The sequence below is a fragment of the Franconibacter helveticus LMG 23732 genome, from assembly GCF_000463115.2.
Taxonomy (GTDB): domain Bacteria; phylum Pseudomonadota; class Gammaproteobacteria; order Enterobacterales; family Enterobacteriaceae; genus Franconibacter; species Franconibacter helveticus.
Genome location: NZ_AWFX01000045.1, coordinates 68,179 through 83,782 on the forward strand (window position 1 = coordinate 68,179; position 15,604 = coordinate 83,782).

The 15,604-nt window shown below is 58.2% G+C and carries 13 protein-coding genes; 5 read left to right on the forward strand and 8 right to left on the reverse strand.

What is annotated here, in order from left to right:
- Positions 1–46: 46 nt before the first annotated feature.
- Together btsR and DW56_RS12820 are read right to left on the reverse strand one after the other, a co-directional pair.
- Positions 47–775, reverse strand: a complete 729-nt coding sequence (gene btsR, locus DW56_RS12815; RefSeq protein WP_024552471.1) for a two-component system response regulator BtsR — start codon at positions 773–775, stop codon at positions 47–49.
- Positions 772–2,457 (reverse strand): sensor histidine kinase, encoded by a 1,686-nt coding sequence (locus DW56_RS12820; protein ID WP_024552472.1) that lies wholly within the window; start codon positions 2,455–2,457, stop codon positions 772–774. Before DW56_RS12820 ends, btsR begins: the two co-directional genes overlap by 4 nt.
- Before the next feature lie 113 nt (positions 2,458–2,570).
- On the opposite strand from DW56_RS12820, the gene DW56_RS12825 reads away from it, so the two are divergent.
- Entirely contained in the window at positions 2,571–2,996 is a 426-nt protein-coding gene (locus tag DW56_RS12825; protein WP_024552473.1) for a GNAT family N-acetyltransferase, read from the forward strand.
- 20 nt (positions 2,997–3,016) lie between these two features.
- On the opposite strand, the gene apbC is transcribed toward DW56_RS12825, so the two are convergent.
- Positions 3,017–4,126 carry an iron-sulfur cluster carrier protein ApbC gene (gene apbC, locus DW56_RS12830; protein WP_024552474.1) on the reverse strand — a complete coding sequence of 370 codons (1,110 nt, stop codon included), beginning with the start codon at positions 4,124–4,126 and terminating at the stop codon, positions 3,017–3,019.
- A gap of 205 nt (positions 4,127–4,331) precedes the next feature.
- Between apbC and metG the strand changes: the two genes are divergently transcribed.
- The 3 genes from metG (at position 4,332) to DW56_RS22445 (ending at position 7,416) form a co-directional block, all read left to right on the forward strand.
- On the forward strand, positions 4,332–6,362 hold the full coding sequence (gene metG / locus DW56_RS12835) for a methionine--tRNA ligase (RefSeq protein WP_024552475.1): 2,031 nt from the start codon (positions 4,332–4,334) through the stop codon (positions 6,360–6,362).
- A gap of 138 nt (positions 6,363–6,500) precedes the next feature.
- Positions 6,501–7,247: a MerR family transcriptional regulator gene (locus tag DW56_RS12840; RefSeq protein WP_029589828.1), complete on the forward strand. Its 747-nt coding sequence runs from the start codon at positions 6,501–6,503 to the stop codon at positions 7,245–7,247.
- Between the two features lie 73 nt (positions 7,248–7,320).
- Entirely contained in the window at positions 7,321–7,416 is a 96-nt protein-coding gene (locus DW56_RS22445; RefSeq protein WP_373289696.1) for a hypothetical protein, read from the forward strand.
- Here DW56_RS22445 and DW56_RS12845 read toward each other — a convergent pair.
- The 5 genes from DW56_RS12845 to bglX form a co-directional block, all read right to left on the reverse strand.
- On the reverse strand, positions 7,394–8,125 hold the full coding sequence (locus DW56_RS12845) for an ABC transporter permease (RefSeq protein WP_024552478.1): 732 nt from the start codon (positions 8,123–8,125) through the stop codon (positions 7,394–7,396). The genes DW56_RS22445 and DW56_RS12845 overlap by 23 nt on opposite strands.
- Positions 8,109–9,062, reverse strand: coding sequence for an ABC transporter ATP-binding protein (locus tag DW56_RS12850; RefSeq protein WP_024552479.1), 954 nt, complete (start codon positions 9,060–9,062; stop codon positions 8,109–8,111). Before DW56_RS12850 ends, DW56_RS12845 begins: the two co-directional genes overlap by 17 nt.
- Complete coding sequence (locus DW56_RS12855; protein ID WP_024552480.1) at positions 9,055–10,212, reverse strand: ABC transporter permease; 1,158 nt, start codon at positions 10,210–10,212, stop codon at positions 9,055–9,057. The genes DW56_RS12850 and DW56_RS12855 overlap by 8 nt, the downstream gene beginning before the upstream one ends.
- Before the next feature lie 22 nt (positions 10,213–10,234).
- A complete protein-coding gene (gene osmF, locus DW56_RS12860; protein ID WP_024552481.1) occupies positions 10,235–11,146 on the reverse strand; it encodes a glycine betaine ABC transporter substrate-binding protein OsmF in 912 nt (303 codons plus the stop codon).
- A gap of 183 nt (positions 11,147–11,329) precedes the next feature.
- A complete protein-coding gene (bglX, locus tag DW56_RS12865) occupies positions 11,330–13,627 on the reverse strand; it encodes a beta-glucosidase BglX (protein ID WP_024552482.1) in 2,298 nt (765 codons plus the stop codon).
- 196 nt (positions 13,628–13,823) lie between these two features.
- Here bglX and dld point away from each other — a divergent pair, with 196 nt between their 5' ends.
- Positions 13,824–15,575: a D-lactate dehydrogenase gene (gene dld, locus DW56_RS12870; protein WP_024552483.1), complete on the forward strand. Its 1,752-nt coding sequence runs from the start codon at positions 13,824–13,826 to the stop codon at positions 15,573–15,575.
- The last annotated feature ends 29 nt before the right edge of the window (positions 15,576–15,604 follow it).

Sequence of the window (15,604 nt, forward strand, 5' to 3'; positions counted from 1 at the left end):
GTTTCGACTTGCGGGGGCGGCAGTATAGCCGCATGAAGGAAATACCCTAAGCGGTTTTCAGTCCCAGCGTCTCTTTTAGCTTTTTCAGGTAACGACGGCTTACCGGCACCGTTTGCCCATGGCGCAGCAGCAGCTCCGCCTGGCCATTCTCTTCAAGACGAATCTCTTTCAGGTGCGACATATTCACCAGATACTGACGATGGCAGCGCAGCAGCGGCGTGCGGCTTTCCAGCGTGCGCAGCGTGAGTTCGGTAAACCCCTCCTGCCCTTCACTGCTGGTGACGAAAACGCCGCTCATGCGGCTGGTCACAAACGCCACTTCTTCCATTTGCAGCAGGTAAATGCGGCTGTGGCCGGTGCAGGGAATATATTTAAGCCCCTCTTCCCCTGGATTAAGCACCGAAACATCCTGCGTGGTGCGCTCGCTGCGCAAGCGGTTCAGCGTGCGGGAAAGCCGCGCATGTTCAATGGGCTTCAGGAGGTAGTCAAAGGCGTGCTCTTCAAACGCCTGCACCGCGTATTCATCAAAAGCGGTGAGAAACACTATCCAGGGGCGCTGCTCCGGGTCAAGCATGCCTGCCATCTCCAGCCCGGAAATGCGCGGCATCTGGATATCCAGAAAGAGCACGTCGGGGCGCAGGCGATGCACGGCGCCGATAGCTTCCACCGCGTTAGCGCACTCGCCGACGATTTCAATATCGCTCTCGTCCTGCAACAGCACGCGCAGGTTCTCGCGCGCCAGCGGTTCATCATCCACGATCAGCACTTTAATCATGCTGTCTCCTCCAGAGGTAAGCGTAGGGTAATACGGGTAAAACAGTCGGTTTTATAGTTAACCGAAATACCGCACTCGTCGCCGAAGCGGGCGCGAAGGCGCTTATCCACAAGGCTCATGCCAAGGCCGTTTTGCCCGGGCGTTGGCTGATAAAGCCCCGCGTTATCTTCTATTTCCACCAGCAAATGGCCCCCTTCGCAGCGGGCGTTAAGCATAATCTCGCCCGGGCCCAGTAGCTGTGAAGTGCCGTGCTTGATGGCATTTTCCACAATCGGTTGCAGCGTAAAAGCCGGCAGCCTGACATGCGTATGTTCTTGCGGCAGGTTTATTTGCACCCGTAAATGAGACTGAAAACGCGCCTGCTCAATTTGCAGGTAAGCGTTCACATGTTCTATCTCATCCGCCAGGGTAACAATTTCCGCCGGGCGCTTAAGGTTTTTACGAAAGAAGGTCGACAGGTACTGCACCAGCTGGCATGCCTGGTTGCTGTCGCGGCGGATCACCGCCATCAGCGTGTTGAGCGCGTTAAACAGAAAATGCGGGTTGACCTGGGCGTGCAGCAGCTTAATTTCCGACTGCGCCAGCAGCGCGTTCTGGCGCTCATACTGGCCCGCCAGGATTTGCGCGGAAAGCAGCTGCGCAATGCCCTCGCCCAGCGTGCGATTTATGGAACTAAAAAGACGGTTTTTCGCTTCATAAAGCTTGATGGTGCCGATAACCCGGCGGTTCTCGCCGCGCAGCGGAATAACCAGCGTCGAACCCAGCTTACAGTTAGGGTGCAGCGAACAGCGGTACGGCACTTCGTTGCCGTCGGCGTAGACGACTTCGCCCGTCTCCAGCGCGCGCTGCGTCCAGCGGGACGAAATAGGGTTGCCGGGCAGATGGTGATCGTCGCCGATGCCGGTAAACGCCAGCAGCTTTTCCCGGTCGGTGATCGCCACCGCGCCGATATCCAGCTCCTTATAAAGCACCTGCGCCACCTTCATGCTGTTCTCGACGTTAAAGCCCTGGCGCAGGATCCCCTCCGTCGAGGCGGCGACTTTCAGGGCAGTGGCGGAAAACGCGGTGGTGTATTTTTCAAACATGGCGCGCTTGTCGAGCAAAATGCGCATAAAGAGCGCGGCGCCGACGGTATTGGTGACCATCATCGGCGCGGCGATGTTCTTGACTAACGCCAGCGCATCGTCGAACGGCCGGGCTATCAGCAAAATAATGCCCATCTGCACCAGCTCCGCCACGAAAGTAATGGCGCCTGCGGTCAGCGGCCTGAAAACTTTGTCGCTGCGCCCGCGCCGCGCCAGCACGCTGTGCACCAGTCCGCCAAGCAGCCCTTCGACAATGGTAGAGACCATGCAGCTCAGCGCCGTCATGCCGCCGAGCGAATAGCGGTGCAGACCGCCGGTCAACCCCACCAGCCCGCCCACCAGCGGACCGCCGAGCAGCCCGCCCATCACGGCGCCGATGGCGCGGGTGTTGGCGATGGAGTCCTGAATATGCAGGCCGAAATAGGTGCCCATAATGCAGAAAATGGAAAAGGTGACGTAGCAGAGCAGCTTGTGCGGCGGGCGCACCGTCACCTGCATTAGCGGAATAAAGAGGCGGGTTTTGCTCATCAGCCAGGCGATGACCAGAAAGACGCACATCTGCTGAAGCAGCAACAGCACCAGATTGAACTCGTACATCATCCCACCCCTTCGTTCGAAAGGGCGTAAAATACCCCGCCGCGCTATAACTTTCTATGAAGGTATACAAAAAATTAATTTCATTAGGCGTAACTTAAGAAAAAGGAGCGGATGTGGAGATCAGAGCCTGGCAGGAGAGCGACAGACCTTTTTTACGCACGCTGTATCTGCACGCGCGGCGTGAAAGCTGGCGCTGGCTGGATGGCGAGCGCTGGCGGCTTGAGGATTTCGATAGCGAAACGCTGGGCGAAAAAATTTGGGTCGCGGTGGATAAAGGCCGCCGCGTCGGTTTCGCCTCGGTGCTGGAGAGCGACAATTTTCTCCATTGCCTGTTTGTCGACCCGCAGGCCCAGGGGCGCGGCGTCGGCGGCGCGCTACTCAAACACGTGGAACAACAGTTCAGCGGCACGGGGGCGCTGAAGTGCCTGGCGAAAAACAACCGGGCGCTGGCCTTTTACGAACGGCACGGCTGGCAACCGCAGGCGCGGGGAGAGAGCGAACAGGGAGAATATGTGCTGATGCATTACCGGCTGCCCTGAGATAAGGGCAGCCGTAACGGTTACACCGCGCGGAAAGCGATGTCGCCGGGGATGATCTCACCCTGCCAGTAGAGCTGAGCCGCCACGCGTCCCGCCAGCTGGCGATAAAGCGTGGTGAATTCGCTGTCCGGGCGGGCGATAACGGTCGGCGTGCCGTTATCCAGGTCTTCACGCAGCGAGATGTGCAGCGGCAACTGGCCCAGCAACTGGGTATGGTAGGTTTCCGCCAGCTTCTGCGCGCCGCCGGTGCCGAAAATCGGCTCGTGGTGGCCGCAGTTGCTGCACACATGCATGCTCATGTTTTCCACGATGCCAAGCACCGGCACTTCCACTTTCTCGAACATCACAATGCCTTTTTTGGCGTCGATAAGCGCGATGTCCTGCGGCGTGGTGACGACGACCGCGCCAGTAACCGGGATATTCTGGGCAAGCGTAAGCTGAATGTCGCCAGTGCCCGGCGGCATATCCAGCACCAGATAATCGAGATCCGGCCACATGGTTTCCTGCAACAGCTGTAACAGCGCTTTGCTCGCCATCGGACCGCGCCACACCATGGCGTTATCGTCAGTCACCAGATAGCCAATAGAGTTGGTGGCGAGACCGTGCGAGACAATCGGCGCCATGTGCGTGCCGTCCGGCGACGTAGGACGCTGGCCTTCGGCGCCCAGCATGGTCGGCACAGAAGGGCCGTAGATATCGGCGTCGAGAATGCCCACTTTTGCCCCTTCGGCGATAAGCGCCAGCGCCAGGTTTACGGCAGTGGAGGATTTCCCCACCCCACCCTTGCCGGAGCTAACGGCAATGATGTTCTTCACACCGTTTACGCCGGGCTGGTTTTTCACGCGCTTTAAGGTCGCCACGTTATGCGAAAGCTTCCAGTCAATCGCTTTTGCACCGGTCATGCGCAGCAGTTCAGCGCTGCATTGCTCTTTGAGATCTTCAAACGCGCTGTTCCAGGCGAAGGGCATCTGCAACTCAATGTGGATGGTGTCGTCGAGCCATGCCACGTGGTGCAGCGCCTTAAGGGCCGTGAGGTTGTGCTTTAACGTCGGGTGTTGAAAGTTAGCCAGCGTCCCGGCAACCATGGCGCGCAGGGCTTCCGGTGAAGTGGTCTGGGATTGCGAACTCATCCCGTCTCCTTTGTTTACTTATTTGAATGAGGATTGTAACGACCAAGTTTATCACAGGTGATGATTATCTATTTACCAATCAGCGGCCCAATAAGCGGCCTAATCTTTACCTTTTCACGCCGGGAAGCCCTACTTTTATGGCTGAGTTATTACCTTTTTGGTAACATCGAAAACCCTTTTTACAACTGAAGATGCAATATTCACTATGGATCAGGTCGCAAAAAAAATTCTGGTAACGTGCGCGCTGCCGTACGCCAACGGCTCCATTCACCTCGGCCATATGCTGGAGCACATCCAGGCTGATGTCTGGGTGCGTTACCAGCGAATGCGCGGCCATCAGGTGAATTTTATCTGCGCGGACGACGCCCACGGCACGCCCATCATGCTCAAAGCCCAGCAGCTTGGCGTAACGCCAGAGCAGATGATCGCGGAAATGAGCCAGGAGCATCAGACCGATTTCGCCGGCTTCAACATCAGTTATGACAACTATCACTCCACCCACAGCGACGAAAACCGCGTGCTGTCGGAGCTGATTTACACGCGCCTGAAAGAGAACGGTTTTATTAAAAACCGCACCATCTCCCAGCTTTACGACCCGGAAAAAGGCATGTTCCTGCCGGACCGTTTCGTGAAAGGCACCTGCCCGCGCTGTAAATCGCCGGATCAGTACGGCGATAACTGCGAAGTGTGCGGCGCGACCTACAGCCCGACCGAGCTTATCGAGCCGAAATCGGTGGTCTCCGGCGCCACGCCAGTCATGCGCGAGTCTGAGCACTTCTTCTTCGACCTGCCGTCCTTTAGCGAAATGTTGCAGGCGTGGACCCGCAGCGGCGCGTTGCAGGAGCAGGTGGCGAACAAAATGCAGGAGTGGTTTGAGTCCGGGCTGCAACAGTGGGATATCTCCCGCGATGCTCCCTACTTCGGCTTTGAAATTCCGAATGCGCCAGGCAAATATTTCTACGTCTGGCTGGACGCGCCTATCGGCTACATGGGCTCGTTCAAAAACCTGTGCGACAAGCGCGGCGATCTGAACTTCGACGACTGGTGGAAAAAAGATTCCGACGCGGAGCTTTACCACTTTATCGGCAAAGATATCGTTTACTTCCACAGCCTGTTCTGGCCGGCGATGCTGGAAGGCAGCGGCTATCGTAAGCCGACCAACCTGTTCGTACACGGCTACGTAACGGTGAACGGCGCGAAGATGTCTAAATCCCGCGGCACCTTCATTAAAGCGAGCACCTGGCTGAACCACTTCGACGCCGACAGCCTGCGTTACTATTACGCCGCGAAGCTCTCTTCCCGCATCGACGATATCGACCTTAACCTGGAAGATTTTGTGCAGCGCGTGAATGCCGACATCGTGAACAAAGTGGTAAACCTGGCGTCGCGCAACGCGGGCTTTATCGCAAAACGTTTTGACGGCGAACTGGCCGCTGAGCTTGCCGACCCGGCGCTCTATAAGACCTTTACCGACGCCGCCGCAGTGATTGGCGAGGCGTGGGAGAGCCGCGAGTTCGGCAAAGCCATCCGTGAAATTATGGCGCTGGCTGACCTCGCTAACCGCTACGTTGACGACCAGGCGCCATGGGTCGTGGCGAAACAGGAAGGCCGCGACGCCGACCTGCAAGCTATCTGCTCCATGGGCATTAACCTGTTCCGCGTGCTGATGACTTACCTCAAGCCGGTGCTGCCTTCCCTGAGCGAGCGCGCTGAGGCGTTCCTCAACACCACGCTTGAGTGGGACGCCATTGCCCAACCGCTGCTGAGCCATAAAGTGAACAACTTTAAGGCGCTCTATAACCGTATTGAAATGAAACAGGTAGAAGCCCTCGTGGAAGCCTCCAGAGAAGAAGTAAAAGCGGCAAGCGCGCCGGTCACTGGCCCGCTGGCGGACGACCCGATCCAGGAAACCATTACTTTTGACGATTTCGCAAAAGTAGACCTGCGCATCGCGCTGATTGAAAACGCCGAATTTGTGGATGGCTCCGATAAGCTGCTGCGCCTGACGCTGGATCTCGGCGGCGAGAAGCGCAACGTCTTCTCCGGCATCCGCTCCGCGTATCCTGATCCGCAGGCGCTGATTGGCCGTCTTACCGTGATGGTGGCGAACCTTGCGCCGCGTAAAATGCGCTTTGGCCTCTCGGAAGGAATGGTAATGGCCGCAGGTCCTGGCGGGAAAGATATCTTCCTGCTGAGCCCGGACAGCGGCGCGCAGCCTGGTCAACAGGTGAAATAAATCCGTCATACTTTGCCAGCGCCCTCATTCTGAGGGCGTTTTTTTGGCACTTCTTACAAAAAAATAAGCTTTTCTCCTGGTACACAAACAACCGTCTACAGTTAAAGAGGGGTGTCCCGGGCGAAACGAGAATGAAATATGGCGCTTTACACCATCGGTGAAGTGGCGGAGCTTTGTGAGGTCAATCCTGTCACCTTACGCGCGTGGCAAAGGCGTTATGGCCTGCTTAAACCTCAGCGGACAGACGGCGGGCACCGGCTGTTTAACGAGCAGGATATTGACCGCATCCGTGAGATAAAACACTGGATCGACAACGGCGTGCAGGTCAGCAAAGTTAAAGCGCTGCTAAGCAGTGAAAACCCGGATCCGCAGGACGACAGCTGGCGCGAGCGACAGGAAGCCTTGCTGCATGTGCTGCGCGAAGGTAGCCCGGCCCAGCTGCGCCACTGGATAAGCGACATCGGGCGCGACTACCCCGCCGGTACGCTGGTCGACCATCTCTTCAACCCGCTGCGCCGCCGTTTGCAGTGCCAACAGGGCACGCTTCAGGCATTGCTAAGCCTGCTGGACGGCGCGCTGATCAATTACATCGCTTTGTGCCTGCACTCTTCGCGTAAAAAGCCAGGCAAAGACGCGCTGGTGGTGGGATGGAACGTTAACGACGCCACCCGGCTATGGCTGGCGGCCTGGGTCGCCACACAGCAGGGCTGGCGGGTCGATGTGCTGGCGAATCCCCTTTCGCAATTACGCCCGGAGGCCTTTAACGGCAGAACGTTGCTGTTATGGTGCGGCGAAGCGCCGGGGCAACAGGTGCTCAATCAGCTCGATCGCTGGCGAGAAAAAGGGCATACGTTAATTCCTTTACATGAACAGAACGCCATTTAAAGGTTCATTAACAGCCCCGCTTCACCTTATAATCAGCCGGCTAACAAAGGAGCAAAGGATGAAATTAGTCAAAATGAGCCTGGTGACAGGCATGGTCCTGATGGCCATTGGCGGGATAGGCGGCGTAATGCTGGCAGGCTACACCATCATCCTGCATTCCGTGTCATAACCCGCTCCAGCCGGTCGAAAGCACGGTCGACGATAATCGCCGCCAGCCCTACCAGAACTGCGCCCTGTACCACGTAAGCGGTGTTGAAGCCGCTTAAGCCGATAATAATCGGCGTGCCGAGCGTATTTGCCCCCACGGTAGAGGCAATGGCGGCGGTGCCGATATTCACAATGGTTGAGGTGCGAATACCCGCCAGGATCACCGGCGCGGCGAGCGGCAACTCCACTTTGAACAGACGCTGCGCATCGCTCATTCCCACCCCTTTCGCCACCTCTTTCGCCCCCTGCGGCACGCTGGCAAGCCCGGCGAGCGTTCCCTGCAAGACAGGCAGCAAGCCGTAAAGAATAAGCGCAATGATGGCAGGCTCGCGGCCAAACCCCATTACCGGCACGGCGACCGCCAGTACCGCGACAGGCGGAAAAGTTTGCCCCGCCGCGGCGATGGTTTCCACCAGTTGCCGGAACTCCGCGCCTGCCGGGCGCGTAACCGCCACCCCCAGCGCCACGCCGGTCGCCGCGGCGATAAAGCTTGAAACCCCCACCAGCAGAAAATGCGCAAGCGTCAGCGTAACGAAATTTTCCTGCTGGTAGAGCGGGCGCGGCTGCTCCGGGAACAGCCAGCCAAAAAAGGCGCTACTGTGCGGCAGCCAGATAAGCAGCGCAACGTAAGCGGCGATAAGCCACCAGAGCGGGTCAACGAAGCGACGCATCGGCGCTCCCCCGTTCATCTGTGAGCAAATCCTGAAAATGCAGCACGCCCGCTGGTTTGCCCTGCGCCGGTTTGACGGGAAGCTGCTGGCACTGGCGCTCAACAAAAATCGAAAGCGCTTCGCGCAGAGAAAGATGCGGCTCGATGGCCTCGCCAGCGCACACGCCGGGCTTCATCGCCTCGCCCACCGTGCGCAAGGAGAGCAGCCGCACGCCGCGCTCGCTGCGCCCGAAAAAGTCGCTGACAAAACGGTTCGCCGGGTGCAGCAAGATCTCCAGCGGCGTGCCCTGCTGCACCACCCGGCCTTTATCCATCACCACGAGGTGCTCCGCCAGCAGCAGCGCTTCGTCGATATCATGCGTCACCAGCACGATGGTGCGCCCCAGCAGACGGTGGATGCGGCGCATCTCCTGTTGCAGCGCGCTGCGGGTTACCGGGTCGAGCGCGCCGAAGGGTTCGTCCATCAGCAACACTTCCGGGTCCGCCGCCAGCGCCCGCGCCACCCCGACGCGCTGCTGCTGCCCGCCGGAAAGCTCATGGGGCGCGCGATGGCGAAACGCATCCGGCGCCAGGCCGAGCAGCTCAAGCAATTCATCTACGCGGGCGTTAATGCGCGCCTTCGGCCATTTCAGCAGTTGCGGCACCGTGGCGATGTTTTGCGCCACAGTCCAGTGGGGAAAAAGCCCGATAGACTGAATGGCGTAGCCCATACGCCGACGCAGGCTCTCCGGCGAGAAATTCCGGATCTCCTCCCCGGCGAAGCGAATGCGTCCCTCATCATGCTCCACCAGCCGGTTGATCATCTTAAGCGTGGTGGATTTACCCGAGCCGGAAGTGCCCACCAGCACCGAAAATGCCCCTTCCCGAAAGGTAAGCGACACATCATTAACCGCAGGCTGGCCCTGAAAATATTTGCTGACGTTATCGAATTCAATCATGGCGCTTCGCCTCCAGCCCTGCGATCAGCAGGTTAAATAATGCATCCACTACCACTGCCAGCGCGATAGTGGGGATCACGCCAAGCAGCACTAAATCGAGCGCGCTGCTGAGCAGCCCCTGAAAGACCAGCGCGCCGAAGCCGCCTGCGCCAATAAGCGCCGCTACCACCGCCATGCCGACGGTCTGCACCGCCACCACTTTGAGGCCGCGCAGCAACACCGGCAGCGCCAGCATCACCTCAACCTGCCAGAAAATCTGGCCGCGGGTCATGCCCATGCCGCGGGCGCTCTCGCGCACCGTCTCCGGCACCTGGTTTAGCCCCGCCACGACGCTTCTCGTCAGCGGCAGCAGCGCGTAAAGCACCAGCGCAATAAGCGCTGGCGCCATGCCGATGCCGGAAATACCCAGCTCGCCAAGCCAGGGCAGCGCGCGGGAAAGCCCGGCGAGCGGCGCGATAAGCAGGCCGAAGAGCGCCACCGAAGGCACGGTCTGAATAACATTCAGCACGCCGAAAATGGTCGGCTGGCGTCGCGGGTTGCGGTAAGCGGCAAGCCCCAGCGGCACGCCAATCACCTGCGCCGGAACAAGCGTGCCAAAGAGCAAGGTAAGATGGCGCGTCAGCGCATCATCAAAGACATCCTGGCGGTTGGCATACTCTTTCAGTAGCGAGAGATCCTGGAAATGGCCGCTCAGCAAAAGCAGCGTGGGGATGACCCACAGTTGCGCCTGCAATAACCAGCGGCGCAGGGGGCGCGCCGTCAGGCGGCTAATGACATCGCTGCACAGCAAAAGCGAGAGTGCGAGCATCAGCCACAATCCGCTGCCGAAGGAGGTTCGCGCCACCGCGCTGCCCTCTTGCGCCAGTCTTGTCGCCGCCGCGCCGCCAAGAAACAGCAGCAGAATAAAAAGCAGTTGCGAGACGACAAGCGTAGCCGTAAGCGCCGCACGTCCCGGCGTAAAGGCAAGCGCGAAAAGCAGCCCGGCGGGCAAAGCAAGCCAGCCAAAATAAACCGGGAAAGCCTGCGGTAAAGTTAAAGGCGCGCCGGAAACCAGGCGGTTCGGCGCATAAGTGAGGACAGGCAACAGGGCGGCTCCGACCAGCAGTACAGCCAGCAGCAACGCCACCCGGTTATAGCAACGTAAAGACAAAAGTCATTCCTTGTACGGTCGCTTACTTCACGAACCCTTTCTGTTTCAGGTAATCCGCCGCCACTTTTTTGGCGTCCAGCCCTTCCACGGCGATGCTGGCGTTAAGCTTCTGCAACGTTTTTTCATCAAGCGAGGCGAAAACCGGGTCCAGCCACGTCGGCAGGTCCGGATAGGCTTTCAGCACCGCGTCGCGCACGACCGGCGCCGGGGCATAGATAGGCTGAACGCCTTTCGGATCGGTCAGGGTTTGCAGCCCCAGCGCCGCCACCGGGCCGTCGGTGCCGTAAGCCATCGCCGCGTTAACGCCGGAAGTTTGCTGCGCGGCGGCCTTAATAGTTACCGCCGTATCGCCGCCCGCCAAAGAGAGAAGCTGGTTCTGGTTAAGGTCGAAACCGTAAGCTTTCTCAAAGGCCGGCAGCGCGTCCGGGCGCTCAATAAATTCTGCCGAAGCGGCAAGCTTAAAGTCACCGCCCTCTTTCAGGTAGCGGCTCAGATCCTCAAGCGAGGCGAGTTTGTTTTTCTTCGCCAGGTCTTCGCGCACGGCGATAGTCCAGGTGTTGTTAGCGGGCGCGGCGGCAAGCCAGGTCAGCTTGTTTTGCTGCTGGTCGAGCTTTTTCACCTTTTCATAGCCCTGCTGCGCGTTTTTCCACGCCGCGTCTTTTTCATCTTTAAAGAAGAACGCGCCGTTGCCGGTGTACTCCGGGTAAATATCCAGCTCGCCGGAAGTGATAGCGCCGCGCACCACCGGCGTGGTGCCAAGCTGCACCTTATTCACGGTTTTTACGCCGTGGCTTTCCAGCACCTGCAAAATAATGTTGCCGAGCAGCGCGCCCTCGGTGTCGATCTTCGAGCCAACCTTAACCGGTTCCGCGGCCTGTGCGCCCGCAGCCAGCATAAGCAAACCTGCCGCGCTCCATTGCTGAAGTAATTTCATGTCGGTTCCTCATTGTTATTGTGATGCCTGGATTCAGGGCTTTGCAAAAAGCGTAGTTGAGAATCGTGCGGGAAGATATTTTCAGCTCAGAATTTGCGGTTTTAGATTAGACGAAGCGGTTATATCACTGAAAAGCGGCAATAAAAAAGGCCGGTTCGACCGGCCTTTTTGTCAGGGGAAAACTCAGAGCAATTCAAAAGCGCCCTGTTTCACCCGGGCGGAATCAAGCCCGATAAAGACGTTGAACTTGCCCGGTTCGGCATCGTACTTCATGCGCGCGTTCCAGAATTTCAGCGCGTCGATGTCGATGGGGAAGCTCACGGTCTGGCTTTCGCCTGGCTTCAGCGTCACTTTCTCAAAGCCGCGCAACTGCTTCACCGGACGGCTGATTGACGCGGTCACGTCCTGCAAGTACATCTGCACCGCCGTCGCTCCTTCCCGCTTACCGGTATTAGTGACCGTAACGCTTGCCGTTACCGTGCCGTCGCGCTTCATGGTGGGGGCGGAAAGCTTCACGTCAGACACGCTGAAAGTGGTGTAGCTCAGGCCGTAGCCGAACGGATAAAGCGGGCCGTTGGCTTCATCAAAGTAGCGTGAGGTGTACTTGTTCGGTTTTTCCGGGTTATACGGGCGACCGGTATTCAGGTGGCTGTAATAAACCGGGATCTGCCCTACCGAGCGCGGGAAAGAGATCGGCAGCTTGCCGGAAGGGTTGTAGTCGCCAAACAGGACGTCGGCAATGGCGTTGCCGCCCTCGGTGCCGGCAAACCACGTTTCAAGGATCGCATCCGCCTGCTGATTTTCTTTCACCAGCGCCAGCGGGCGACCGTTCATCAGCACCAGCACCAGCGGTTTGCCGGTGGCTTTCAGCGCGGCAATCAGGTCGCGCTGGCTCTGCGGGATGGTGAGATCGGTACGGCTGGAGGCTTCATGCGCCATGCCCTGCGCCTCGCCGACAGCGGCCACCACCACATCCGCCTGCTGCGCCGCTTTGACCGCTTCGTCAATCATCGCCTGCGGTGAGCGCTCGTCCACTTTCACCGCCTCTTCATACTGGTTCAGGAAGGTGACGATCTCTTTATCATTGGTAAGGTTAGCGCCTTTGGCGTAAATAATTTTTGCTTTATCGCCCACGGCGTTTTGCATGCCGGTCAGCAACGTGACGGATTGATCGGTTACGCCAGCGGCGGACCAGCTGCCCATCATGTCGCGCTTGCTGTCGGCAAGCGGCCCTACCACGGCGATGGTGCCCGATTTTTTCAGCGGCAGCGTATCGAGACGGTTTTTCAGCAATACCACGCTTTCACGCGCCACCTTGCGGGCATCGTCGCGGTGCAGGCGGCTTTCCGCGTTGGTATCCTGCGGGTCGGAGCCTTTCGGGCCCAGATGGCTGTACGGATCGTTAAACAGCCCCATGTCATATTTCACATTCAGCACATGGCGGGCGGCTTCATCCAGTTCAGCCATGGTGACTTTGCCGCTTTTGATGAGATTGGGTAAGTATTTGCTGTAATACTCATCGGCCATGCTCATGTCGACGCCAGACTTAATCGCCACGCGCACCGCATCTTCCGGGTCGGACGCCGTCCCGTGTTTGATGAGCTCTTTGATGGCGCCATGGTCGGAAATAGTGATGCCTTTAAAGCCCCACTCGCCGCGCAGCAAATCTTTCAACAGCCATGGATCGGAAGAGGCAGGCGAGCCGTTCAGCGAGTTAAGCGCAATCATCACCCCGCCGCTGCCCGCATCCAGCGCCGTCTTATAAGGCGGCATATAGTCGTTGAACAGGCGTTGCGGGCTCATATCAACCGTGTTGTACTCTTTGCCCCCTTCCACCGCGCCGTAAGCGGCAAAGTGCTTAACGCTGGTCATAACCGAATAGCGGTCCGCCGGGCTTTTGCCCTGCATCGCTTCGACCATGGTTTTGCCCATCATGGCGGTCAGGTATGTATCCTCGCCAAACCCTTCCGAGCCACGGCCCCAGCGAGGGTCGCGGGTAATGTCCACCATCGGCGCCCAGGTCATATTCAGACCGTCGTCCGCCGCTTCATAAGCGGAAATGCGGCCAACGTTTTTCACCGCCTCCAGGTTAAAGGTAGAAGCAAGGCCAAGGCTAATGGGAAAAACGGTGCGCTGGCCATGTACCACGTCGTAGGCGAAGAAGAGCGGGATTTTGGTGCGGCTCAGTTCCATGACCTGATCCTGCATCACGCGGATATCAGGACGCGTCACCGTGTTAAAAATCGCCCCTACCTGGCCCTGTTTAATCATTTCACGAACGGCTTCTTTCGGGGTGTCCGGCCCGACGCTGATTAACCGCAGCTGGCCGATTTTCTCATCGGTGGTCATTTTTTTGAGTAAATCGGTAACAAACGCATCCCGCGCTTCGGGCGTCAGCGGATGGTTGCCGAACATTTCGGAAGCCAGAGCCGGTTGCAGCGCGAGGCTGACGGCCATACCTACAGAACAAAGCCATTTCATAGGATTAACTCTCTTTGGTAAGCATCCGCGCCGCAAAGCGACACGGTAAAAATAAGGAGTGCAGTGTGCCATAAGCATAACAAGGTAAGAAGATTCGTTGCGATTTGTGCGCTGATTTTTCGACGTTTTAAGACTCCTGGCCAAATTCAGCGCTATGCTTAGAGACGATGATTTTTCCCGCCACAAGGAGTGGAACATGTCCCTCAGCGCACAGCACAATCCGCATCCCTTCATCAGCGAATTAACCCGCCTCGTTGGCGCCAGCCAGCTGCTCACCGACCCGGCGAAAACCGCCCGCTACCGTAAAGGCTTCCGCTCAGGCCAGGGCGACGCGCTGGCGGTGGTTTTTCCGGGTACGCTGCTCGAATTATGGCGCGTTCTGAACGCCTGCGTGCAGCACGACAAAATTATTCTGATGCAGGCGGCCAATACCGGGTTGACCGAAGGTTCGACGCCGAACGGCAATGATTACGACCGAGAGATCGTCATCATCAGCACGCTGCGTCTTGATAAGCTTCACCTGCTGGATAAAGGCAAGCAGGTGCTGGCTTACCCCGGCACCACGCTCTATCAGCTCGAAAAGGCGCTCAAGCCGCTCGGGCGCGAACCGCACTCTGTTATCGGCTCTTCGTGCATCGGCGCTTCGGTGATTGGCGGCATTTGCAATAATTCCGGCGGCGCGCTGGTGCACCGCGGCCCCGCTTATACCGAAATGTCGCTCTACGCGCAGATAGATGCCCAGGGCAAGCTGCATCTGGTTAACCATCTCGGCATTGAGCTTGGCGCCACGCCGGAGCAAATCCTCGGCGCGCTGGATGACGATCGCCTGAAAGAGGAGGCGGTGCGCTACGACAACCGCCAGGCCTCCGATCACCACTATATTGAGCGCGTGCGCGATATCGAGGCCGATACCCCGGCGCGTTATAACGCCGACCCGGACCGGCTTTTCGAAGCCTCCGGCTGCGCTGGCAAACTGGCGGTTTTCGCCGTGCGGCTGGATACGTTCGAAGCCGAAAAACGCCAGGGCGTGTTTTACATCGGCACCAACCAGCCGGAAGTGCTGACGGAAATTCGCCGCCACATTCTGGCGAATTTCAAAAACCTGCCGGTGGCGGGCGAGTATATGCATCGCGATATCTATGACATTGCCGAGCGCTACGGCAAAGATACCTTCCTGATGATAGATAAACTCGGCACCGACAAAATGCCCCTGTTCTTTACCGCCAAAGGCCGCACCGACGCCTGGCTGGAAAGGGTGCCTTTTGTGAAGCCGCATTTCACTGACCGCATGATGCAGACGCTTGGCAATCTCTTCCCGCGCCACCTGCCGCCGCGCATGAAAAGCTGGCGCGATAAGTATGAGCATCATCTGCTGTTGAAAATGGCGGGCGACGGCATTGCCGAAGCGCGCGACTGGCTGGCGGACTTTTTCAAAACCGCCGAAGGCGATGTGTTTGCCTGTACCGCGGAAGAAGGCAGCAAGGCGTTCCTGCACCGCTTTGCCGCGGCGGGCGCGGCGGTGCGCTATCACGCGGTGCACGCGGATGAAGTGGAAGATATTCTGGCGCTGGATATCGCCCTGCGGCGCAACGACACCGACTGGTTTGAAACCCTGCCGCCGGAAATCGACAGCAAGCTGGTGCATAAGCTCTATTACGGCCACTTTTTCTGCCACGTTTTCCATCAGGATTACATTGTGAAAAAAGGCGTTGACGCGCATGCGCTGAAAGAGCAAATGCTCGCCCTGCTGCGCGAGCGCGGCGCGCAATACCCCGCCGAGCATAACGTAGGGCACCTTTATGAAGCCCCGGCGAGCTTAAAACAATTTTATAAGGCGAACGATCCGACAAACAGCATGAACCCCGGCATTGGCAAAACCAGTAAGCAAAAATACTGGGGCGAAGGGGTTACGTCTCCTGAAGGTGCTGAGAAACATCGGGCGATATAGTGCGCAAGACAACGGACGCGCTGTTTTCG